The sequence below is a fragment of the Paenibacillus sp. TC-CSREp1 genome (genome assembly GCF_050171015.1).
In the GTDB taxonomy this organism is placed as follows: domain Bacteria; phylum Bacillota; class Bacilli; order Paenibacillales; family Paenibacillaceae; genus Paenibacillus; species Paenibacillus silvae.
Genome location: NZ_JBNOKM010000002.1, coordinates 79,057 through 102,550, shown reverse-complemented (window position 1 = coordinate 102,550; position 23,494 = coordinate 79,057). Strand labels below are relative to the sequence as shown.

Here is a 23,494-nt window from a genome sequence, read left to right as displayed (position 1 = left end):
ATATATGCGAAATTCCCCTGCCTGTTTGCAGTTTCTTTTTTAATAAAATGTTCTGAGGTACTCCTGTGGTGAGAACAGTGTTGAAGCCTTGTCTATTCCGGGATTGAGCCTGATTGTCCTGTTTCATGCAGAATAAAATTAATATTCATTGGAACATAATTACATTGACAATTTCAGGTTTTTCCAAAATAATAGAAAGCAATTGAACACTGGTACCTTTAATTCAGTCCAGAGAGGCTGGCAAGGGCAGCGGATTTTGTAATCACGCGACAGAAGGGCATTCTTTCCACAGAATGCTCTGCGTCTTCGCGCGGATTATGATGCAAAGAGAGGCTACTTGTCAGCGTAAATCGCGATGAGTAGCCTCTTTTTCTGCTTTTTACGGTATCAGAACACTTTATCTGGAGGGTTTCTGATGAGCAAACAAGATCAAGAGTTTTCATGGCAAGAGGTGCCCAAGACACAGCGGAACAACTTCTGGAAAACGTTATCCGTGATGCTTGGTTTCACGTTCTTCTCGGCGAGTATGCTGGCAGGAGGCACACTTGGTGTCAGCCTGACATTTATGGAATTCATGGCCATTGTGCTGGCAGGCAATCTGGTGCTGGGCATTTACACTGGAGCGCTGGCACATATCGCTGCCAAGACGGGGCTATCCACCCATCTACTGGCGAAATATTCGTTTGGTGAAAAAGGCTCTTATCTGCCATCATTTCTGTTAGGCTTCACACAGGTTGGCTGGTTCGGGGTTGGCGTAGCCATGTTTGCTATTCCCGTTGCCAAAGCGATGGATTGGAATGTGTATCTGCTCATTTTCCTGTTCGGTCTGGCGATGACAGCTTCAGCGATCTTCGGTATGAAATCACTTGTCATTCTTGGATATATAGCGGTTCCGGCAATTGCTATTCTCGGAGGATATTCCATGTTCGAGGGGGCCGGTGCGCTGGGTGGACTGCAAGGCTTGCTGGATTACACACCAACACAGACGCTTACTGCGGCTGCGGCACTGACGATCTGTATAGGCTCTTTCATAAGCGGGGGCACACTCACTCCCGATTTTGCACGCTTTTCCCGTACGTCCCGTCAGGCTGTAACCGCTACCGTGATTGCCTTTTTCCTCGGTAACTCGCTGATGTTCCTGTTCGGCGCAGTTGGCGCTATGGCTTATAATCTCGCTGACATATCGGAAGTCATGTTCCTGCAAGGTCTGCTGATTCCCGCCATCATCGTACTGGGTCTGAATATCTGGACAACCAATGACAATGCGCTGTATGCTTCGGGTCTTGGCTTTGCCAACATTACGAAGATTTCGAAGAAGTTTTTTGTAGTCGTTAACGGTATTGTCGGCACTGTGCTCGCGATGTGGATGTACAACAACTTTGTAGGGTTCCTGAACGTGCTGGGCGCAGCCATCCCTTCGATTGGAGCCATCATTATTGCAGATTATTTTATTGTCAAAAGAAGAAACTACGCACCATTTGCTGATATGAATTTCAAAAAAGTAAACTGGGCTGCCATGGCCGCATGGGCCATTGGTGTTGCCTTTGCACAGCTCGCTCCTGGTGTAACGCCACTTAATGCACTGCTCGGTACAGCTGTAGCTTATATCGTAATCAAGGCCATCGTGTCCATGACATCATCCAAAGAAAAGGGGAAGACAAATGATTATACAGAACGCAAAATTGCGGGGTAAAGAAGGACTATGGAACATCATCGTCAGAGACGGGATATTTGAACAGATTACACAGGAACAGCAGCCTGCTGGAAACGAGGAGACATTGGATGTGAACGGAGCCCTGGTGCTGCCGCCATTTATCGAGCCGCATATTCATCTGGATACTACCTTGACAGCAGGAGAGCCGGAATGGAATCTGAGCGGGACCTTGTTTGAAGGCATTCAGCGCTGGTCGGAGCGCAAAGCATTTCTGACACATGAGGACGTAAAAACCCGTTCCAAAACCGCATTGAAATGGCAGATGGCTCAGGGCATTCAGCACGTAAGAACACATGTGGATGTCACAGATCCAAGCCTGACGGCAGTCAAAGCGATGCTGGAAGTGAAGCAGGAGCTGGCTCCTTATATCGATATTCAACTGGTTGCTTTCCCGCAGGAGGGCATTCACTCATATCCGAACGGCGCTGAACTGCTGGAAGAGTCGTTGAAAATGGGTGTAGATGTTGTCGGCGGCATTCCACACTTCGAGTTTACACGTGAATATGGTGTGGATTCGATGCGAGTGGCTTTTGATCTGGCGGAAAAATATGATCGTCTCATCGACATTCACTGTGATGAAATTGATGATGAGCAGTCCCGATTCATCGAAGTTGTAGCCAAGGAGGCATATGAACGCGGCTTAGGCTCACGCACCACGGCGAGTCATACAACGGCGATGGGCTCTTATAATGATGCGTATACGTACAAGCTGTTCCGCTTGCTGAAGATGGCTGAGCTGAACTTTGTGTCCAATCCGCTAGTGAACATTCACCTTCAGGGACGTTTTGACACGTATCCGAAAAGAAGAGGTTTGACACGCGTGAAGGAGCTGCAGGAGGCAGGCCTGAATGTATGCTTTGGACATGATGACATTTTCGATCCATGGTACCCGCTCGGAACAGGCAATATGATGCAAGTGCTGCACATGGGCATACACGCGTCTCAGCTGCTGGGTTACGACCAAATTGTAAATTCTATTGACCTGATTACGCAAAATAGTGCAAGAACACTGCACATCGAGGATCGTTACGGTATTGAGCAAGGCAAGCCAGCCAATTTCATCGTATTAGAGGCGGAGAATGAATACGAAGCGGTTCGCAAACAGGCAGCGGTTCTGTATTCCTTCAGAGAAGGGCGAAAAATCGCAGAATCGAAACCGCGTGACACATCTATTATTCTGGATGGCAGCGTGGAAAAGGTTACGTTTAACAAATAGTCTCAGAACAACTATGGTTTTGTGATATAGCATATAACCAAAAAGTTTCTTTACAATTGTGCCAAGCGAGATATGTTCTCTCCTTGATGCAGGGCTAAACATCGACAACGATGATATCCCTTCATCAAGGAGTTTTCTTTTTAACGAAAAAATCTGGGGATAACCGCTACTCTCCAGGTTATTCTGTCATCGGAGTGGCTTGTGTTAATTCTTTGTCCGAATCATATAGGATATATTGTAATAATTTGAATTTACTTCAATATAAACATCGCTTATACTAGATTCAACCCGAAGTTTCATAGATGACATCCAGAGAGAGGAAGTTTGCTTTATTTTATTTTGAAAGCGCTTCATCGTAAGCGGTATATCGAAATGTGGAGAGGAGGAATCCGAGTCCTGGCAGTTACAGCACCAGATTGAAACAAAACAAATATTATGTAAACCAAAAACATTCGGAGGTGTGTTCATGTTTAAGTCCAAATTGTTCAAAGCCGTTATGTCCGTTGCTCTCCTTGGTTCCATATTTGCAATTCCGCCGCTTCCTTCAGCTACTGCCGCTGATGCGAGCTGTCCTAACGGGTACGTGGGCCTTACCTTTGACGATGGGCCTTCCAACAATACAAACAATATTCTTAATGCATTGAAGCAGGCAGGCTTGCGTGCCACAATGTTTAATACAGGACAAAATGCGCAGAACAACCAGGCTTTGGTGCGGGCACAGGTGGCAGCTGGGATGTGGATTGGCAATCACTCCTACACCCATCCCGATATGACAAAGCTGAACGCTTCGCAGATGGCTTCCGAGATCACTCGCACCCAGCAAACCATTCAATCCATTACAGGCACAACGCCAAAGCTTTTCAGACCGCCATATGGCGCTACCAATGCAACCTTGAAATCCGTTATAAGTCAGAACGGTTTAAGGGAGATGCTCTGGAATGTCGATTCTCAGGATTGGAATGGAGCTAGTGCCTCTCAGATCGTAGCAGCTGTAAATCGCATGGCGAGCGGTGACGTCATTCTGATGCATGATCAGTACCAGACTACACTTCAGGCCATTCCGCAGATTGCCCAGAATCTGAAGAACCGCGGCCTGTGTGCTGGTATGATCTCCCCGACTACTGGACGTGCTGTAGCACCGGATGGAGGCACGAACAACCCGCCGGCAACCACCGTACGAATTGAGACGGAGAATATGACCAAGAGCGGTCAATATACTTCCAACATCAGCTCTCCATTCAACGGCGTAGCCTTGTATGCCAACAATGACGCTGTGCGAACCACACATAACTTTACGACGGGAACACATTCCTTTTCGCTTCGCGGGGCATCCAACAATAATAATATGGCAAGGGTAGATCTGAGGATTGGCGGTCAGACCAAGGGTACGTTTTATTTTGGAGGCAGCAGTCCCGCTGTATATACGCTGAATAATATCAGTCATGGTACAGGAAACCAGACCATTGAGCTGATTGTAACCGCAGATGACGGTACATGGGATGCATATCTGGATTATCTGGAGATAAGCTAATCAGTCGATTTATCTTTGTGTATGAACGGATCGTATATCCTGAGGGACAATCATGAGTACCGGGCATTCTAGAACATTTATTTTAATCAAAGTTATGATGTGTGTGTGGTTAATCAGGTGATTCTCATATCGAGGTTATTTCAACGACTTGTACAGTGCGTGCGCATTGCATAGTCAGCGAAATAACCTCTTTTTGCGTTCCTTCTCGTTCAGATAAAAAAGTGAAAACAAAATGTGACCGAATGTCGTCCGTAAGAGTGTTTAGGATATAAAGGAGGCAAAACAAGCATGCAGCGATCCATGTCCCAGACGGGCGATCATATCATGAGCATCTATGAGACTTACGCCGATACGCTGTTCCGGATTGCGATGGTGCACCTTGGCAGGCGGGAGGACGCGGAAGAAGCGACTCAGGATACGTTCATTAAATTGATGGAAAAGGCGCCTGCGTTCAACGATGCCGAACATCAGAAAGCATGGTTGATTCGGGTGATTACCAATCATTGCAAATCTCTGCTTCGTCGAGGCTGGCGCAAACGTGAAGTCAAGCTGGAGGGCGTTGAATCCATGCTTACGGATGATCCTGAAGATCAGGCTTTGATCGAGCTGGTGCTGTCCCTGCCTGTAAAGTATAGATCGGTCGTTCATCTTTATTATTATGAAGATTACGCCATTCGGGATATTAGCGAGATTTTGCAGATTAGCGAGTCGGCAGTGAAGATGAGGTTACAGCGGGGGAGACAGCTGTTAAAACTGGAGCTTGAAGAGGAGGAACAGCTATGAACGAGCAGCAATTTAAACAAAAATACAAGAAAGCGGTGCATCATATGAAAGCAGATGAGCAGATGAAAAAACGCATGGAGCAAAACGTGAATGCACGGCGTACAATGTCTAGACGACCTCGTAAATCGTTGTATATCGCGGCAAGCGTTGTGGTCGCAGCAAGCATTGGACTTGCGGCACCGACCGTATGGCAGCAATGGAATGGAACTTCACCGGCTTTACCCGCTATAGAGGTAGCATCCAATGATATTCTCCGTCCTGCTGCATCCGATGGTGAAAATAAATTATCTAAAGGGCCGGTCGTTATTCCGAAAACGGAGTTACCGAGTGGTGATGACAAGGGGATTAAGGCAAGCATGCTGCCGTTAGTTGTTTATCATGACAATGTATATACGGAATCTGCAACGACGCTGGAAGGCGCGGACGCTTTGGCGCTCCGAGGTGCGAAGCTCGGTACAACTAGCGGCGGCATCCATGAGTTGAGCAGTAAGGAAGACTACAAAGAGCTGGCTTCGACGATCGGCGAGGCAGATATCTACGCTGTGAAAGGATATGATACCGATTTTCGGATTATGTCTTATACCGAGATAGACGGTCAAGTATATGTGCAGCTGTTTGATAAAACCAATGATATGACGATCAGCGGCGGTGCTGACCTGATTGGCAAGCTTAACATCAAGGATCATGTGACCAGCGCACACTGGGAAAGCTTTGATAGCTGGAACAACGGTTTGCAACAGCTGCAAAACCTTCCTGTAGATGGTTCTCTGAACCATTTTGTGGAGGCATTATATAATGCAAAGCCGATTGCATCAACCCCGGAACTGGAAGAACAGCTCTATGGAAAAGAAGATCGCAAACTGATTTACTTGACTTTGGAAGATAAAACAACGGTTGCTCTTGTGCTGTTTGGAGAAGAAGGACTGGTGCGGTACGGTCATGTGCCTGTATTTTTTGAAGTAGAGCAGGGGGCATTCCAGAAATTCTGGAACAGTTTGAGTAAATAAATGGAGCAGGATGCAGTTTAGATGCAACATGAAGTAAATACGTTGTTACATTTGATAGGTTACATTGGAATCGAAGAGAGCAGCCAGAGCTGCTCTTTTTTTATATATGAATTGTTGTCAAAAGAAAAAGTGCGACCTGCCAGTTCAGAAGGTGATACACTTCTCGTTTAACAGTCTCATGAACTGCTGAAGCGCGCTGCTGATATATCGATTCTCACCCCGTACAAAAGTGGTGGAGGTTGGCGTGAGTACATCAGACAGATCATGCAGTGAATAGGCTTCGGGATGATTGTGCACAACGCTGCATGGCATAATGGTAACCGCAATGCCGGATTCTACGCAGCTGAGCAGATTTTCCATTGTACTGACTTCAATCAGCTTTTTGGCAGACAGTCCCTCTTCCTCAAGGAATTTCTCCGTAATTTCCCGATATGGGCAGCCTTGTGGAAACACAACCCATGAAATTTGACAAAACGTTTCCAGAGGGGGGTCGGTCCGTTTGGATATGATGTGAACGGTATCCTGCATCTCGTATTCAACCTTTAACCCTTCTGTAACACAAGCGCCGCTGATAAAAGCGCCATCGAGCTCGGAAGACTCGATTTTATGCCGCAATACCTTGGGTGAGGTGGCGTTCACAAGCGATATGGACACGTCTGGATACAAGATCTGATACTCGTTCAGAATGTCGATGAAACGACGTGAGGCGGCTGTTTCTACAATTCCGATTCGCAATGTGCCGGATGGCTCCACCGGGTCTGTCATCTCTTGTTCCAGATCATACAGCAGATTGCGAATGCGTGCTGCATAAGCAAGGAACTGCTCTCCTTTTTCCGTAGGCATCACACCCTTGGAAGAGCGGTTAAACAGCTGCACCTGGTATTCTTCCTCCAGCTTTTTAATACGTGTCGTCACATTGGACTGGGCATAGTTTAGCTCTTTGGCGGCTTGAGAGATTTTACCCGAACGACCAACAGCGAGCATAATATCAATATCGGATAATTCCATGACAGCCTCCTGCAAGGTATCTCTCTGAGTGATATACCTATATATTTTAATCATTTTACGATATGTCTTATCCATTCTACAATAGCTTTAATTCAAATAGAGAGAAGGAAAAGACATGTCAAATTCGGAATTAGCCATTTTTAAACCCGTAACGATCAACCAGTGGAACCTGCGTAATCGTATCGTCATGGCTCCGTTGACCCGGGGGTATGCACGAGATGAGGATGGGACAGTAACAGAAGAAATTGCCGCATATTACGAGCAACGTGCCAAAGATGGTGCAGGACTAATCATTACGGAGGGCATCAACCCTGTGCTCTCAGGCAAAGGGACCTATGGCATACCCGGATTATATACGGAGGCGCAGACGGCTTCGTGGAAAAAAGTAACCGAGGCGGTTCATCGGCACGGCGGCACGATCATCGCGCAGTTATGGCATGTGGGACGCCTGTCGCATTCCGACCTGATTGGCGGGAAGCCGCAGGCCCCATCGAGCATACAGGCTGAAGGAAGGGTTCATAAACTTCACAAACCCTATGAACTCCCTCATGCCATGACGATTCGAGAGATTGAGGACGTGGTTGCTCATTTTCAGCTGGCTGCTCGCAATGCGGTTCTGGCGGGATTTGACGGGGTGGAGATTCACGCAGCACATGGCTATCTGATTGATCAATTCATCAATGAGCGGACCAATCTACGGAATGACGAGTATGGGGGTGACCTTCATCAGAGACTTCGTTTTTTGAAAGAAATCATTGCAGCTGTACAAAAAGAAATTAGCGCAGACCGTATAAGCATCCGGTTTTCCGAGAAAAAGGATGATGATTCATCCTATGAATGGGCCCTTAAAGCAGAGACACTGGCCGCATATCTGGAGCTATTCCGTGAAACGGGCATCACCATCCTGCATCCTTCGACTGAAAATTACACTAAGAATTGGTCAGATGGACTTCACTTTCATCAGGCGGTGCGGGCACAGTGGGAGCATATTGTAATCGGAGTAGGGAACCTTGATTTGCAAACCGCGGACAAGGCGATCCATGACGGAGTTATCGACCTTGCAGCCTTTGGCCGGCCATTTATCGCGAATCCCGACCTGGTACAAAGGTGGCAATCTGGGCTTCCGATAACTGCGTATAATCCAACGGAGCATTTATCCATTCTGCGGTGATTCGGTGACTCTTTGCATATTTTTCTGACCCCACAGCACCATCGATTCAATGAGTGGAACCAGCTCCTTACCGGATGATGTGAGTGAATACTCCACTCTTGGCGGTATCTCGTTGTACTGCTCCCGATGAACAATTCCGTATTGAATCAGGTCCTTCAGGCAGTTCGTTAACATCGTTGGTGTGATCCCGGGAAGTCTTCTTTTTAACTCGTTATATCGAATGCTGTCATCTTCACTCAAAATAGCCAGAATCGGAAGATTCCACTTGCCGCCAATCACCTGAAAAGCATATGTCGCCGGGCAAAGCTGATCAAAATTAAAGTCATATTTCATACGAGAACCCCCAGAGAATTTTTTTGTGAAACAAATGATTTTATGAAAAACCTTGATGTGACTCAATAGTATACTTTTTGATACTTAGTCAGAAAAAGAATCGTACTTGTTCTAAAGATTATAGATATTATAATCATACTAACACAAGTTAATCTATTAAATAAGATCAAAAAGGCGGGAAAACGATGAGTCATGAATCGATGATGTGTGACCTAGAAACAGGTGTATGCGGAATAAATGATGAAGAAGAGATGCAGGTTATTAATCTGAAGCAGGAAGAGAAAAAAATAACGTTGTATTATGCGACAGACCCGATCTGTTCACACTGCTGGGCACTGGAGCCTGTGCTGAATCGGTTTATAGAGGAGTACGGTCATTATTTTCGTGTGGAAACTAAAATGGGCGGTTTGTTAGCAAGCTGGGAAGGGTTCTCCGATGGGGCAAACGGGATTCAGAAGCCTTCAGATGTGGGTGGACATTGGAGAGAAGTAGGGGAGCACTCACGGATGCCAATTGACGGTTCCTTGTGGTATGATCATCCGATTCAGTCTTCCTATCCGCCGTCTCGTGTATTTAAAGTCATTCAACGTATGGTTCCGGGGAAGGAGCAGGCATTTCTAAGAGCTGCACGTGAAGCTGTTTTTGCATTGAATCGTAATATCGGAGAAGATGACGTGCTTATTGAGCTTGTTGATGATCTGGGGCTGAATGGCAAAGAAATCGTAGAAGCAGCATCACAGCAATCGGCACAAGATCTATTGGAAGAAGATTTCGAAATGGTGGCCCGGCTGGGGGTTCGAGGTTTTCCATCCATTATTATTGTGAATAAAGAGCAGCAAGGCATCAAGGTGGTTGGCGCCCGCACACTGGAGACGTATGTTCAAGCACTGCAGCAGGTTTTGGGTGAAACACCGAAGCCGAAGAAGATCAAAGCATTGTCTCACAAAATCGAAGAAGGACATCTTCTGTTTTCCAAAGAAATTGAAGTGCTGTACGACATCGAGCAGCAAGATGTGGAGTCTTATGTGCAATCCCAACTACAAGAAAACACTTACCGGGTACAGCAAATTCTAAATGAAATGGCTATTCAGCGGGTGTAAAGTCTCAGGAAAAAGATAACAGCAGAATTAGTACATTTATCCATGTGTTATTACAAATTCCCCGAGGGATATATTCTGAAAAAGTCACATTAATACATGTGAAATTGTTCGTTAAACTAATGTGGAAAAGCAGCTGCTCTGAAAATGGGCAGCTGCTTTTTAGATATACATTTTAGATAGATGAAGTCCGTATCACAGGTTTTTGTAATAAACGAGATGATCCACCCATTCCTCATGTTCATAGATAAAGCCTTTGCGGACACATTCAAATTGCAAGCCGACACTTTCAGCCAGCTTGATCGAAGCATGATTATCCAGATTAATATGGGCCTCCAAGCGGTGAAACTTCAATATTTCAGCCGCAATCCGAAGCACCTCGCTTACGGCCTCTTTGCCATATCCGTTTCTCCAATGCTGATTGTGGATCGTGTAACCGAAGCTGGCCCATTGAAATGGTTCCCTAGCCAGCGTGGCTATATCAATCATGCCCAGGTGGGTACCGTCTTCTTTGCTGAATACTCCAAATATATAAACCTTATCGGTACGCGCCAATTCCTGGTGCCGTTCAACGAGTTGTTCGAACCATTCCGGTGTGCACTCGCTCATATCTATTTTTCCAGGATCATGTTGATGCAAGGAGGGAGCGCGGCTTTCGAATTCATGCAGCCAGTTCGCATAGTCTTCGTTCCGTAATGGGCGGATCACTAATCGTGTCGTCTCCGACATATGATCAAATGGACCTTCAACAATATTCAATAAAACATCTCCTTATGTATGGGTTTATTCGAATAATACAGCATGTCTGAATCAAGCAGCAGAGGGGTAAGCAAGCAAGCTCCCTCAGTTTAACATAAATCGTTGCTCTTATAATGGGTTTCATCCGATAAATCAATAGCCCGAAAGGGTGATTGTGAACAATTTCACCAACTTGTCAGAAAGTGTTGAGCCTTTCTTGAACGTTTGGAGGCGAAGACGTGTCATCGATTGAATTGCTTAAAATTGAGGATATACTAATTTTGAATATTAGGTCTGGGCCTAGTGGCAATCTATCGCTGTCATTTGAATTGTGAAATATTTCTCATGATGCACAAGCTTATTACTTATGCCTATACCAGAGCTGACGATCACCTGCGCACACATGTAAACAACTTTCGTTCAGGAGCAGCAGACCTATTTTACAACAGAGGAGGCATTACAAGATGGCAATCGATACGGTGTTATGGAGCAGACTTGTAACAGGTCTGACCCTAGGTTTTCACGTCATTTTTGCAACACTTGGTGTGGGTATACCCCTGATGATTTCGATTGCAGAATTCATCGGCATTCGCAAGCGGGACCCTCATTACATACTGATGGCCAAGAGGTGGTCGCGAGGATTTGTCATTTCAGTGGCCGTAGGGGTGGTGACTGGTACGGCGATATCCCTGCAGCTGGCTCTGGTCTGGCCAAACTTTATGAAGCTGGCCGGCAATGTCATCGCACTGCCGTTATTTATGGAAGTGTTCGCGTTTTTCTTCGAGGCGATCTTCCTGGGCATTTATCTGTACACATGGGATCGGTTCAAAAATCCTTACATCCACTGGCTGTTAACCATTCCCGTTGTGGCGGGAGCAGGCATGTCGGCTGTTTTTATTACAACGGTGAACGGATTTATGAACCAGCCTGAAGGTTTTGTTATGCAGGCAGGGCAGTTCGCAGCCGTCAATCCTGTGCAGGCCATGTTAAATACGGCATCGTTCTCCAAGGTATTTCATGTGCTTAGTTCTGCTTATGTTACTGGAGCCGCTCTGCTCGCGGGCATCGCAGCGCTGGCGATGCTAAGAAGAGGTGCATCATCCTACCACAAAAAAGGCTTAAATCTGATGATGGCCGTTGTGCTGGTGTTCAGCTTGCTAAATACACTTGCTGGTGATGTATCTGCCAAATTTTTGGCTGAGCATCAGCCGGAGAAGCTGGCAGCTGCAGAATGGCATTTTGAGACTGAACGTGGTGCAGATTTGATTTTACTGGGCTGGCTGAATGCCGAGCACGAGATTATAGGTGCACTACATCTGCCCAAGGTGCTCAGCTTTCTGGCCTTTGGGGATTTTAATGCCGAGGTCACCGGGCTGAATGAATTCCCGCCTGATGAGCAACCGCCTCTGCTGGTGCATTATCTCTTTGATGTGATGGCAGGTATCGGGTTCGCGCTGTTAGCTGTGTCTGCTTTGTACTTTCTCTTTGTGCTCTGGAAGAGACGTAATCCACTCAACAAATGGCTGCTTCGTCTGGTTGCTGTCAGCGCACCGCTTGCCTTTCTGGCAGTAGAGATGGGCTGGTTCTATGCCGAGATCGGGAGACAGCCCTGGATTATTCGAGGATACATGCGTGTAGAGGAGGCTGCTACGACATCCCCGAGTGTACGCATTTTATTTTTTGTTTTCCTGCTCTTGTATATTGTGCTGGGTGTGATATGTGCACTCGTTCTGAAACGTCTGTTCAATAACAACCCGGCCGAGCTTGAAATGGAGAAATGGATTAAGACGAGGGAAGATCGGGATCAAGTTATTGAAGCAGGGAAGGGAGGACATTTGTCATGAGCTATGAATTGATTGGCATTTCGGTGCTCTGGCTGTTCCTGTACGGATATCTGATCGTTGCATCGATTGATTTCGGAGCCGGATTTTTTGCCTTTCACGCACGCCTGACCAAGCAGGACCATCTGATTAATCGTTTAATCTCTCGTTATTTATCTCCTGTATGGGAGATTACGAATGTATTTTTTGTATTTTTCTATATTGGCATCGTCGGTTTTTTTCCAGATACGGCTTCATATTATGGCGCAGCATTGATCGTTCCGGGCAGTATTGCCGTCATTCTGCTCGCCATTCGGGGCTCGTTCTACGCCTTTGAAAATTATGGCTCCAAAAACAACATCGTTTACCTGTTCTTATATGGAGCAACCGGATTGCTCATTCCCGCATCCCTGTCCGTGGCACTGACCTTGTCGGAAGGGGGATTTATTCTGAAGCAGGGTGAGACCGTGTCGCTGGACTATTGGGCCTTGCTGACTAATCCGTTGTCCTGGAGCATCGTTGGTCTCGCCATCGTTTCGGTCTTGTTTATCAGCAGTTCGTTTCTAACCTTTTACGCCTCGCGGGCAGAGGACGGTGCTGCACTTCAACTCATGCGGAATTATGCGCTGTTCTGGAGCACTCCAACGATCATTTTGGCCCTGACCTCCTTTATATATCTGGGTCAGCACAATGAGCGTCATTTTCAAAATATGATGGACCTCTGGTGGCTTCTCGCTTTATCTGTGGCGTTCTTCATGATTGCGATGTGGCTGCTGTACAACGGTCGTCGTTACGGACTGGCATTTATCAGTGTTATGCTGCAATTTTTCTGTGCGTTCTTTGCCTATGGCATCGGTCAGTATCCTTACATTCTGGATCCGTATATCACCATTCAAAGCAGCGCAACCCCGCCAGCGATGGGATTCGCTCTTGTCGTTGTATTCATTGGAGGACTGTGTCTGCTCATTCCTTCCCTGATTCTGGTATTCAGGCTGTTTCTATTTGATGCCGATTATGTCAAAGGAAAAAGATAAAGGAGGGTGCCCTGTGAAAAGGCAAAGGAAAAAGCAAGCCGAACAATCCACTAGCAAGCAAGCTGCACGGCAAAGGAAACAAGCTGGTCGGCGGAAGTCCATGCTGATTCAGCAGCAAATGTCATCACTTCGTAAAAGCAGGCTTCTCCTTATGGCCTTTTCACTAGCCCTTGGGGCAGCTGTGATCGCTCAGGCCGTATTAACGGCCGAAGCAGTACAGCGAATCTTTGTGGAGAAAGCTGCATTGGGCTCAATTGTGCTGCTGCTCGGCACGCTGCTCGCGGTTATGATCATCCGAACCCTGCTCATGTACGGTAACGGAAAGATTGGTCTGCATATGGCAGCCCATGCCAAGACACGGATGCGAGCCATGGTGCTGCAGCACCTGACCCGGGCCTCCATGTTTTCCTCGTTACAGGGGCAGACAGGAAGTAAAGTCAGTGTAGCACTGGATGCAGTAGATGAAGCGGATAGCTATTTTAGTCAGTACACTCCGCGTATGATGGAGGCAGCGATCATTCCGATTTTAATATTAACGGCTGCCTTCGCCTTACATGCAAATACAGGCTGGATTATGTTATGCACTGCACCTTTTATTCCGCTCTTTATGATTCTGGTGGGCCTGCAAACCAAAAACAAGTCTGAAGAGAAGTATGAACAGCTGGCTATGTTCTCGGGAACGTTTCTCGATTCGCTCCAGGGCCTCGTGACACTGAAGCTGTTCGGTCGTGCAGACCGTCAGCAGCAGGAGATTGAACGCAGCAGTCTGGGATTCCGTGATACAACGATGAGCATTCTGAAAATTGCGTTCACCAACACATTTATGCTGGAAGCAATTGTTATGTTAAGCATCGGCATTGTTGCGCTGGAGCTTGCCCTTCAGCTGCTAGTGTTCAAGTCCATGACTTTTCATACGGCTTTTCTGGTGCTGTTGCTCGTTCCTGAATTCTATAGTTTGCTTAAAAATACAGGAACGGCCTTCCACACCGGACGCACAAGTATGGGGGCTATTCGCAAGGTTGAGCAATTGTTAGAAGAGGCATCTCAAGAGGCACATCAACTATCCGGCTCACCTCTGGACGAGATGACGCATCCGTTTGCACAATCGGAAATGGAGACATACAGCGTATCCGGTGAGAATCGATCTACATCTTATCTGCCGCCAACGATTGAACTTCGAAATCTCCGTTTTCGCTATGCACCAGAAGGGTTTGAACTTGAAGTGGAGCAGCTTGGGCTTCATCCGGCAGAACAAATCGCAATCGTTGGCAAAAGCGGATCGGGGAAAACGACCTTGCTGCATGTCATTTCGGGTTTATTACAACCAACAGCAGGAGCTGTTCTCGTTAACGGAAGGCCGCTCGCGCAATGGAATGAAGTCAACTGGTTCAAGCAGATCAGCTATATTACACAGCATCCGTATATTTTTGCAGGCACGCTTGCTGAAAATATCGCTATCGGTGCAGGGAAGGATGTATCCCGAAAGGATATCGAAGAAGCAGCTGAGCAGGCAGGTCTTGCTGACATGGTTGCCGGGCTGGAGAAGGGCTTGGACACCCCTGTGGGAGAAGCAGGCAGAGGATTATCTGGCGGCGAAAAGCAAAGACTTGCTCTTGCTCGCGCTTTCCTGAAACGACCTGCCGTTATTTTGTTTGATGAACCGACGGTTGGACTTGATCTGTATACCGAGCGAATTCTACAGCGCTCGATTGCATCGCTGGCTCAGACAGCAACGATGATTACCGTAGCGCACAGGCTGTATACCATTCAGCAAGCGGATCGGATATTGTTTATGGCAGATGGCGCGCTCGTAGATCAAGGCACACACCAGGAGCTTATGGAGCGTTTACCCGCATACGCCGAGATGGTTCATATGCAGCAAAGAGGAGGGATCGCATGAAGGTCAAGGAGCTGGCCGTACTGTCCAAAGCCATGATGCAGGAACGCAAAGACATTCTGATATCCATTATGTTCGGATTTATTGCGGGTACAGCGGGAGTAGCACTCTTCTCCGCCAGTGGATATATGATCTCCCAGACCGTATTTGCGCCGCCGTTATACACGCTGATTGTGCTCACATCGATGGTCAAACTGCTGGGGTTTGTGCGTGCAGCGAGCCGTTACGGGGAACGACTCGCTTCACATCGGGCAACGTTCTCCATTCTGAGCCGTTTGCGCACCACTTTTTTTGCCAAGCTGATTCCTCTCACTCCGGGCATATTGAACAAGAATCGAAGCGGAGACCTGCTGGCGCGCATCGTTGGTGATGTGGAAAGCTTGCAGCATTACTTTTTGCGTGTAGCCTATCCTCCAGTGATGGTCGTGATGGTGTTCCTGTGCACCGTCATATTTTCCGCCGTTTATTCCTTCTGGATTGCATGTTTGCTTGTGGCAGGCATGCTGATTACAGCGTTTGTTGTACCCGGACTGGTGGTCATCTGGCAGCGTAAACGAAGTGATCAGATGCGCCAGCAGCGCGCAAAGCTGTCTACCGAAGTGACTGAAGTGTTATATGGCTTTCGTGATCTGAAAATCTATGGGCAATTGGCACAGCGCGAGCAGATGCTGGAGCAGGCCTCTGATTCACTTGCCCGTGAACAGCAGAGAGCTGCGACGCAGTTGCTTCGAGGACAGTCAATGCATATATTGGTCACTTACCTGGTAACCTGGGGAGTGCTTGCAATCGCTGCTTTTTTGATCGGAAAGGGAGAGCTGTCTGGTGTATTCCTGGGGATGCTGATTCTCGCGGCACAGACGGTATTCGAGGAATCAGCCGCAATGGCTGTGCTGCCTGCTTATAAACAAGATAGTGAGTATGCTGCCAAACGTCTTGCGGGGACTGTACAGCCCGGAGATGTGCAGGATATACAGGCTGAACGAGCCGAACAAGATGAGCCGGGTCAGCAAGATAAGCGAGGTAAGCTAAGTCAGGATCTGCAAGGAAATCACTCAATGATCATAGACGGATCAGCGGTTGCGATCGAGCTTGCTAATGTTTCTTTTCAGTATGAGGGCGAGTGGCGTGCTGCCTTGAAGGAGATTTCTCTTCATTTTGCACCTGGCTCCAAAACGGCCATTGTCGGACCCAGCGGTTCAGGCAAATCAACCATTCTCGATCTGCTGCTCAAGCTGCGTACTCCAGCATCCGGCGTTCTGAGGCTGAATGAAGTCTCGATTAATGAACTGCATGAAGAGAGTATCTGGCACAATACTCGCGTTGTGCTGCAGCAAAGCCATTTCTTCCGTGGTACAATTCGGGACAACCTGCTGGCAGACGATCAGAATCTGGACAAGCAAATGGAGGCAGAGCGGTTACTCCGTGTGCTGAATGCGGCTCAATTACAGCATCTGTCTCTGGAAGACGTCGTGTACGAAAAGGGTGAAAATCTGTCAGATGGAGAGAAGCAGCGCCTGGCCATAGCAAGAGCAATGCTTCGCCCTGGAACATTATGGCTGCTGGACGAGCCTACATCTGCGTTGGACTACGTAACAGAAGCTCGTGTAATGAAGAACCTGATGGCCCAAGCAGTGAATGATACACTGCTGCTCAACTGTCACCGGTTGACGGGACTTGAACAGATGCATCAGATTGTCGTAATGGATCAGGGACGAGTCGTGGAAACGGGTACGTTTGATGAATTAATGAGTCAAAAGGGTTATTTTTATGAGATGAAGCAAATTGAACTGCAGATGATTGGAGATCAGGGCGCTTAACCTGTGAGGAAGAAAAGCCGCAATACGCGGCTTTTTTGCGTTACAAGTTACGGGCATAGTCCAAGTTACGTATACACCCAAGCATGACAGCTACTTTCTGAATGCTTGAAGTGAAAGCAGTGTTGCAGATATTGACGAAATATATCAGTTCCAGAATTTAGACATAGATGTATAATATAAGAAGTCAGTCCAACACTTGAAAGAAGGGTTTGTTAAGATGAAAAAAAAGATGAGAACGATGATTCAATTCCCGTTGATATGGGTGATTACAGGCCTGGTTTTTCTAGGAGTATCAAGCTTCATCACTCAAAGGATGTTCACTAGCACAGAAGGCATCATGTCAATTGTGCTGGCGCTTGCGGGAAGCGCTCTATCCATTGCGATATACATACTAATTATGAAGCTCATGGCTGGTCGAAAGGTGCAGGAATTACATATGCAGCGCGCAGTAAGCGAGTTGGTGTTCGGTGCGGGAGTCGGATCGCTGCTGATTGCAGTCTCTGCATTGATCATTATGCTGCTAGGCGGATACAGCTTCACATGGTCGCAGGAGCACGCCGCTGGTTCGATTATTGCTTTGGCGATTGGTGCGGCTGTGGTAGAGGAGTTGATCTTTCGCGGTTTGTTCCTGCAGGCGATTGAGAAACGCGGCGGGAGCTGGATCGCTCTGGCGGTAACGTCTCTTTTTTTTGGTCTGGCTCATCTGCCGAACCCGGGAGCAACGCTGTGGAGCTCAATTGCGATTGTCATTGAGGCAGGCATTCTGCTTGGGGCAGGCTTTCTGTGGCGACGCAATTTGTGGTTTGTGATCGGACTTCATTTTGCGTGGAATGCAGTGGAGGGTCTGCTGGGCATTCCGGTTTCGGGGATTGTCTCCCAAGGATTTTTTGATGTAAAGCTGTCGGGGCCAGCCTTGTTGACAGGCGGCAGCTTCGGACTTGAAGCTTCTATTGTACCTGTCATGATCAGTTTAATGATTGCGATCCCGATGTTGATCCGTGCACAGCGTAAAGGACATATTCACTCAAGGGAATAAAGGAGCGATCTCGTCTTCACACCGTGTTTTCACCATACTCGCAAGCAAGAGGCAAGCCGGGAAACGGCTTGCTTTTTTGGCGTGTTGGCATGTACACGCAGGAAGGCAATGATAAAAATGATCTGATGCTGCCAGCCGGCTCATATGTAACAAGTACTCTTTTATTGCAGAACGAAAAACAACTGGGCTTATATATTCAGGAATTCTATGCTCACGCAGAAGAGAGGGGATACATGTGCTCCGTGCCTTTACTTATGGTGGAAAAATCCTATTGATCTTTGTTTACGCCGGATCAGCTTCATTATGAACTGTTCTCGTATCTCTCCAACCAAGAAAAAGTGCACACTTGAGTGAACGTAATTTTAACAAACTTGCCAGCATTTCTGTTATACTATTAATTTCATAAAAATGAATTGATATGGGGAGGAATGAAGTTATCGTGGATAGGCGGGAAGTTATTTTTTATGCTGCAGTGTTTATATTTACCCTTGTGATGGTGTGGAATGACCAGTCGATTATTCTAGTTTTAGGAATCGTGCTCTTCACTACACTAATCGCTTTTACTTTTCACATTATATATCCGATGGCTTGGGAAACGCGAATGGACCGGTTAGACGCTTTTTTGCGAAACAAAAAGCATAAGCCTTACATTTACATTTTCTACGCAACTGCCAACAGACTGGATGAAGAAGTTGAGGAAACGATTGAGAAACTGATGAATAATACAACAGCCAGCAAGTCTACAAAAGCAATCTATCAGGCTGCGTATGGCATGTACCGTGAAGATTTGTTCACAGTGAGAAAAGCCGTGCGCGAGATGCGCAGATCGGATTACCGTACATATTATGAGACCATTTTACTTGTAGAGGAAGGCGAAAGTGAGCGGGCCAGAGTACATTTGGCTTCAATCAAAAAAGAGTGGATGCGCTTTGCACTTCTGGCCGAGATTGAACGCAGATTAAATCATCTTGAGCAGGCACGAGAATATGCTGCCAGGGCTATTCATGCAAGCAGAGGGGTTAACAGGTACATCATGACCAAAGAAGTTGAACGATATTATACGAAGGATCAGCTTGCTCAATAATTTCTCTAAAAGGAAGAACATATTTCGCGATCAGGCACAATGTGTTCTTTTCGTTGAAGCTTCCCAGGTTTCATCTTTTCGTTTCACCTGCAAAGCATTTCCTGTTTTGAACTGACAGCTGTGTTATTCGCACAGGCAAGTCGTCCACCCATTGCGTAGACTACAGTAGATCAAGTCGAGTGAGGTGAATTCCATGGCTAGAACCAGTGAAATACACGACAAGGCAAAGCGATTCAAGGATCGCCCGGTCTGCGTGACTCTTCATAATGGCGAAACGTACATCGGGTACATCTCTGGCGTGAACAACGAGGGCGTAATGCTCAGCGGGGGCGGGAAACTTGCACAATCTCAAATATCCACGACCAAAACCAAAACAGCAGGTGCAGCACGCAGCGCTTCTTCTAAAATGAAACCCAAGTCAGCCGGAGCCGGTAAAACCACATCCTCCCGAAGTCGGAAAAAGGTCAATGGTGCCCGCAAGTCATGCACACGATCTCGGGTAGCCTCCCGTACTTCACCGCGTCAAGCTCAGGTGTCGTCCTTTATGCCAATGATGGGCTCCCTGTTGGGAGGCTTCGGTGGATTGGGCGGAGCAGGTGCGGTTGGCGGTATGCTTGGCGGCGGGATGCGTTTGTTTGGCATGATTCAGCGTTTCGTGCCTGTTGTGAAAATGGGCTACGGCATGATCAAACAGATCCAGCCGTTTATGGGTGCTGTGCAGGGTCTGATGACACCGCAGAATCAGGCTCAAGCCACACAAGCCGAGGCTGAAGCGGAGGAGCAAGAGGCTTGAAAATTCAAATAGACGAGGAAGAATTTCGGCTTCAGCTTCCACCAAGGGCGATGGATACATCGCCTTTTTGGCGTTCTATTTTGAAGCAAAAGGAGTATGTGAGAATTTACAGGCTTTACAATGACGTTAACGTTATTGTTTATAATGGTTGAAGGAAGGAGTGAAGAACCGTGATGCTCATTGGAGAATTAGCCCAAAAAACGAACATTAGCAAAAGAACACTTCATTACTATGAACAGATTGAGTTGTTACAACCCACCCGTATACTGGAAAATAAATATCGTTACTATGATGAACATGCCATCTTGAGACTTCAAAAAATTATTCTGTTGAAATCCATTGGTTTTACGTTGGAACAGATTAAGGAACTGCTTCAAAGCAAAAACAATATGAAAGAAAACGAAGATTGGGTAACCTCTTTAAACGAACAAATAGAGCTTATTGAACGGAAAAAGCAAGAATTGAGCCGGAAGCAGTATTATCTCAGGTCAACGATTCACAGCATTCAACTCAAAGGAACTAATGATCTTGAAGACTTGTTACAAGTTATATCCAAGATGGAGGACCTTCCCCTTCAAGAGGGTATAATACAATCTGAATTCAGCGATGATTTACAATTAACTTCAAGAGAAAAGGATATATTGCAACGTTTGCCTGTCCTCGGCAGTAATGATCCACGAACAGAAGAGCTTATCACGATTTTTCAGCACATACGTGGATTGATGTCTTCTTCTCCTTATTCTCCAGAAGCCCAGATGGTTGCCGGACATTTGTACGAAAAGGCATTAGTGTTATTTGATCAGGATGAAAGCCTGTTGGACAAATACTGGGAACTTATCCTCCCCAAAGAAGATGGTGTGGAACCTGTAGTGATGGGAATGGACAAGGAATTCATGTCTTATGTGAATGAGATGATCGACTATTTTCTCAAACAAAGAGAGGACAATGGACATGCTGGAACGTAAAAAAGTACGGGTGTACAGTAACAATGCCTGGTTCCTGATCTTGCTGACAGGTCTACTAACTATACTGTCTGCTTGTTGCAATATAGAAGATGCATCCGATGAAATGAATCGTGAACATTCAAAAAGCCAAGCTGAACAAAACTCAGATGTAATTAATGTAGAGGTGCTTGTGGAAAGTGATCTGGATTCAGTCGTTGACCTGAAGGTGGAGATCGATGCTCGAAAACATCCGCAAAGTGTTTATTCGGAATCGGTTGAAGTTCCCTACAGGGAGAGCTTTGTCGTTCCCAAAGACACCTTCATTCCGCTGACATCCACCCATGTCGAAGCAGGCATACAGGAAGGTGCCAGCTGGATAAGCTGTTCTATTCTGTATGATGGAGAATTGGTAGTAACTCACAAGTCACGGGGAAAGGGGGCGAAAGCCCTTTGCGAGAAAAATTTCCGACTGGGCCCAGGATAAATTTAGGAAGTATTGCAGTTACCGATATTACCATATTTCACCTTGCAGCAGGATGTCATGTGAGCGCTAACGATTCCCAGAGAGCTTATTCGGGCAAAAATCGAGCATTGGAAAATTTAAAGATTCCGGGGAACGCTATTTCGCTCTGAAACAGGTTTTCGGTGCAGAAAAAAGCCAGTTTGTTCAAAATAGTGTCGTCCGGGATCGTTAGCTCATCAATTGAACTTGGCAGAGGTAAATAAGCTTTCCTGAGATCGTTAGAGCGATGCCTAACATTATTCGTGTCTGTCTACAGCAAAACACCCCGTACCACAATCCAAGTACGGGGTGAAAATTCTTGAATTTACTACATTAGTAAGGAACGACTAAACAGCGATTAAGCCTGTTTCGTTGTTTTCAAACGAATGACGTTCCAGGAAGCCTTGTTCAGCACAGCTTGCACTTTCCCTTGATCCACTGTAGTGTGTCCACCGTTGTGAGGCAGCACGTTATGTGGATTTTCTTTGGTGTTGGTTGCTTTAATGTCATTGCTCTCCAGCACGATATGTTCCACAAATGTCGTTTCTCCGAAGGAACGAAGATCAACATTTAGTTCCATGGACTCATCCAGGTGGCGATTCACTGCAAAGATCGTGATGGTGCCGTTTTCCTCATCATGTACACTGATTGCTTCAAGGTAAGGCACATCAGTGAATTCTTTGGAATCATATTTAGGTGAGTTTGTGATAGAGCGCAGCACTGTACCACGTCCAAAGTTGGAAGCGTGCAGGAACGGGTAATACGTTGTCTGGAGCCAGATCGCTCCGTTGTTTTCCGTCATGATTGGAGCAATCGTGTTAATCAGCTGTGCGAGACAAGCCATTTTTACACGGTCAGCGTGCTTCAGGATCGTAATCAGATAACAGCCCACGGCAAGTGCATCTTCATGCGTATATACATCCTCGAATTCTGGCGGGGCAATCTGCCAGCGCTCTTCCATACGGCTTGTTCCGATGGAGTTCCACACGTTCCACTCATCCAGAGAGAGCATCAATTTCTTTTTACTGCGTTTTTTGGCTTGTACAAAATCACAGATGGAAGCAACACTATCAATAAATTGGTCCAGATCCAGCGATGTTGCCAGGAAGTCATACGTGTTGTCCTTGTTATTGTTGTAATACTGGTGCAGGGACAAATAATCCACATTATCATAAGTGAGGTCCAGCACAGTTGCTTCCCAATCGGCAAAGGTACTCATGCCGGAACTGGAGCTGCCGCAAGCGACAAGCTCGATATCCTTGTCTACCCATTTCATCGCTTTGGCCGTTTCGTTAGCAATACGTCCATACTCATGAGCAGTCATTGCACCAATCTGCCAAGGGCCGTCCATTTCGTTACCGAGACACCATGTTTTGAATTTATGAGGGTCTTTGTAGCCGTGGGAGACACGCAGGTCACTCCAGTATGTGCCGGATGGGTGGTTACAGTATTCAACCAGATTTCTGGCTGCATCAATACCGCGTGTCCCCAGGTTAACTGCCATCATCACTTCGGTGCCGACCTGCTTGGCCCAATCCGCAAATTCGTTTGTGCCCACCGCATTGGTTTCAATCGTCCACCAAGCAAGCTCAAGTCTGCGTTTACGCTCCGCTACCGGACCGACACCATCTTCCCAGTTGTAACCGGATACGAAATTACCGCCCGGATAACGAACAATCGGTACATTCAGCGCTTTGATTGCTTCAATAGCATCCTGACGGAAGCCCTGTGCATCTGCTGTTGGATGACCTGGATCATAAATACCGCCGTATACGGCACGTCCCAGATGTTCTATGAATGAGCCATAGACACGCGGGTCTACTTCAGCGATTTGAAAATCTTTATCGATTAGCATTTTGGATTGCAGCATAACGAAAACCTCCATAAATTTGAATTGGTGTTTTTGTAATACAACGACTAATTATTTTGTTTTCATCTAAATTGAATTCGCTTAAAAGCAAAATCAACA

General features: G+C 46.7%; 21 protein-coding genes. 17 read left to right on the top strand and 4 right to left on the bottom strand.

What is annotated here, in order from left to right:
- Positions 1–415: 415 nt before the first annotated feature.
- The 5 genes from codB (at position 416) to ACQSGY_RS03125 (ending at position 6,251) form a co-directional block, all read left to right on the top strand.
- Positions 416–1,693, top strand: coding sequence for a cytosine permease (gene codB / locus ACQSGY_RS03145; protein WP_427050632.1), 1,278 nt, complete (start codon positions 416–418; stop codon positions 1,691–1,693).
- Entirely contained in the window at positions 1,662–2,930 is a 1,269-nt protein-coding gene (locus tag ACQSGY_RS03140; protein ID WP_427050631.1) for a cytosine deaminase, read from the top strand. Before codB ends, ACQSGY_RS03140 begins: the two co-directional genes overlap by 32 nt.
- A gap of 466 nt (positions 2,931–3,396) precedes the next feature.
- Positions 3,397–4,461 carry a polysaccharide deacetylase family protein gene (locus tag ACQSGY_RS03135; RefSeq protein WP_216513958.1) on the top strand — a complete coding sequence of 355 codons (1,065 nt, stop codon included), beginning with the start codon at positions 3,397–3,399 and terminating at the stop codon, positions 4,459–4,461.
- Positions 4,462–4,749: 288 nt separating this feature from the next.
- Positions 4,750–5,244: an RNA polymerase sigma factor gene (locus ACQSGY_RS03130; RefSeq protein WP_427050630.1), complete on the top strand. Its 495-nt coding sequence runs from the start codon at positions 4,750–4,752 to the stop codon at positions 5,242–5,244.
- The gene (locus tag ACQSGY_RS03125; protein ID WP_427050629.1) at positions 5,241–6,251 is read left to right on the top strand and encodes a hypothetical protein; all 1,011 of its coding nucleotides are present in this window, start codon (positions 5,241–5,243) and stop codon (positions 6,249–6,251) included. The genes ACQSGY_RS03130 and ACQSGY_RS03125 overlap by 4 nt, the downstream gene beginning before the upstream one ends.
- Before the next feature lie 144 nt (positions 6,252–6,395).
- Here ACQSGY_RS03125 and ACQSGY_RS03120 read toward each other — a convergent pair whose 3' ends face one another.
- Positions 6,396–7,259 (bottom strand): LysR family transcriptional regulator, encoded by an 864-nt coding sequence (locus tag ACQSGY_RS03120; protein WP_427050628.1) that lies wholly within the window; start codon positions 7,257–7,259, stop codon positions 6,396–6,398.
- 115 nt (positions 7,260–7,374) lie between these two features.
- Here ACQSGY_RS03120 and ACQSGY_RS03115 point away from each other — a divergent pair, with 115 nt between their 5' ends.
- Complete coding sequence (locus ACQSGY_RS03115; RefSeq protein WP_427050626.1) at positions 7,375–8,430, top strand: alkene reductase; 1,056 nt, start codon at positions 7,375–7,377, stop codon at positions 8,428–8,430.
- Here the strand turns inward: ACQSGY_RS03115 and ACQSGY_RS03110 are convergent.
- A complete protein-coding gene (locus ACQSGY_RS03110; protein ID WP_184181608.1) occupies positions 8,413–8,763 on the bottom strand; it encodes a winged helix-turn-helix transcriptional regulator in 351 nt (116 codons plus the stop codon). The genes ACQSGY_RS03115 and ACQSGY_RS03110 overlap by 18 nt on opposite strands.
- 185 nt (positions 8,764–8,948) lie before the next feature.
- Between ACQSGY_RS03110 and ACQSGY_RS03105 the strand changes: the two genes are divergently transcribed.
- Positions 8,949–9,863: a DsbA family oxidoreductase gene (locus tag ACQSGY_RS03105; protein ID WP_427050625.1), complete on the top strand. Its 915-nt coding sequence runs from the start codon at positions 8,949–8,951 to the stop codon at positions 9,861–9,863.
- A 192-nt stretch (positions 9,864–10,055) separates the two neighbouring features.
- Here the strand turns inward: ACQSGY_RS03105 and ACQSGY_RS03100 are convergent, their stop codons facing one another.
- Entirely contained in the window at positions 10,056–10,589 is a 534-nt protein-coding gene (locus ACQSGY_RS03100) for a GNAT family N-acetyltransferase (protein WP_427050852.1), read from the bottom strand.
- Positions 10,590–11,062: 473 nt separating this feature from the next.
- Between ACQSGY_RS03100 and ACQSGY_RS03095 the strand changes: the two genes are divergently transcribed.
- From ACQSGY_RS03095 to ACQSGY_RS03050, 10 genes are all read left to right on the top strand, one after another.
- Complete coding sequence (locus ACQSGY_RS03095) at positions 11,063–12,442, top strand: cytochrome ubiquinol oxidase subunit I (RefSeq protein ID WP_427050624.1); 1,380 nt, start codon at positions 11,063–11,065, stop codon at positions 12,440–12,442.
- Positions 12,439–13,452 carry a cytochrome d ubiquinol oxidase subunit II gene (locus ACQSGY_RS03090; protein WP_427050623.1) on the top strand — a complete coding sequence of 338 codons (1,014 nt, stop codon included), beginning with the start codon at positions 12,439–12,441 and terminating at the stop codon, positions 13,450–13,452. Before ACQSGY_RS03095 ends, ACQSGY_RS03090 begins: the two co-directional genes overlap by 4 nt.
- Positions 13,453–13,552: 100 nt before the next feature.
- Positions 13,553–15,352 (top strand): thiol reductant ABC exporter subunit CydD, encoded by a 1,800-nt coding sequence (gene cydD, locus ACQSGY_RS03085; RefSeq protein WP_427050851.1) that lies wholly within the window; start codon positions 13,553–13,555, stop codon positions 15,350–15,352.
- On the top strand, positions 15,349–17,166 hold the full coding sequence (gene cydC, locus ACQSGY_RS03080; protein ID WP_427050621.1) for a thiol reductant ABC exporter subunit CydC: 1,818 nt from the start codon (positions 15,349–15,351) through the stop codon (positions 17,164–17,166). Before cydD ends, cydC begins: the two co-directional genes overlap by 4 nt.
- A 217-nt stretch (positions 17,167–17,383) precedes the next feature.
- Positions 17,384–18,202 carry a CPBP family intramembrane glutamic endopeptidase gene (locus tag ACQSGY_RS03075; RefSeq protein WP_427050620.1) on the top strand — a complete coding sequence of 273 codons (819 nt, stop codon included), beginning with the start codon at positions 17,384–17,386 and terminating at the stop codon, positions 18,200–18,202.
- An 89-nt stretch (positions 18,203–18,291) separates the two neighbouring features.
- Positions 18,292–18,477, top strand: coding sequence for a hypothetical protein (locus ACQSGY_RS03070; protein ID WP_427050619.1), 186 nt, complete (start codon positions 18,292–18,294; stop codon positions 18,475–18,477).
- Positions 18,478–18,641: 164 nt separating this feature from the next.
- Positions 18,642–19,286, top strand: a complete 645-nt coding sequence (locus tag ACQSGY_RS03065; RefSeq protein ID WP_427050618.1) for a hypothetical protein — start codon at positions 18,642–18,644, stop codon at positions 19,284–19,286.
- Between the two features lie 193 nt (positions 19,287–19,479).
- A complete protein-coding gene (locus tag ACQSGY_RS03060) occupies positions 19,480–20,079 on the top strand; it encodes a hypothetical protein (RefSeq protein WP_248061987.1) in 600 nt (199 codons plus the stop codon).
- A gap of 173 nt (positions 20,080–20,252) precedes the next feature.
- The gene (locus ACQSGY_RS03055; protein ID WP_427050850.1) at positions 20,253–21,044 is read left to right on the top strand and encodes a MerR family transcriptional regulator; all 792 of its coding nucleotides are present in this window, start codon (positions 20,253–20,255) and stop codon (positions 21,042–21,044) included.
- Positions 21,031–21,507 carry a hypothetical protein gene (locus ACQSGY_RS03050; RefSeq protein ID WP_427050617.1) on the top strand — a complete coding sequence of 159 codons (477 nt, stop codon included), beginning with the start codon at positions 21,031–21,033 and terminating at the stop codon, positions 21,505–21,507. The genes ACQSGY_RS03055 and ACQSGY_RS03050 overlap by 14 nt, the downstream gene beginning before the upstream one ends.
- A 376-nt stretch (positions 21,508–21,883) precedes the next feature.
- Here ACQSGY_RS03050 and ACQSGY_RS03045 read toward each other — a convergent pair whose 3' ends face one another.
- Complete coding sequence (locus ACQSGY_RS03045; RefSeq protein WP_427050616.1) at positions 21,884–23,395, bottom strand: alpha-N-arabinofuranosidase; 1,512 nt, start codon at positions 23,393–23,395, stop codon at positions 21,884–21,886.
- Between the last annotated feature and the right edge of the window lie 99 nt (positions 23,396–23,494).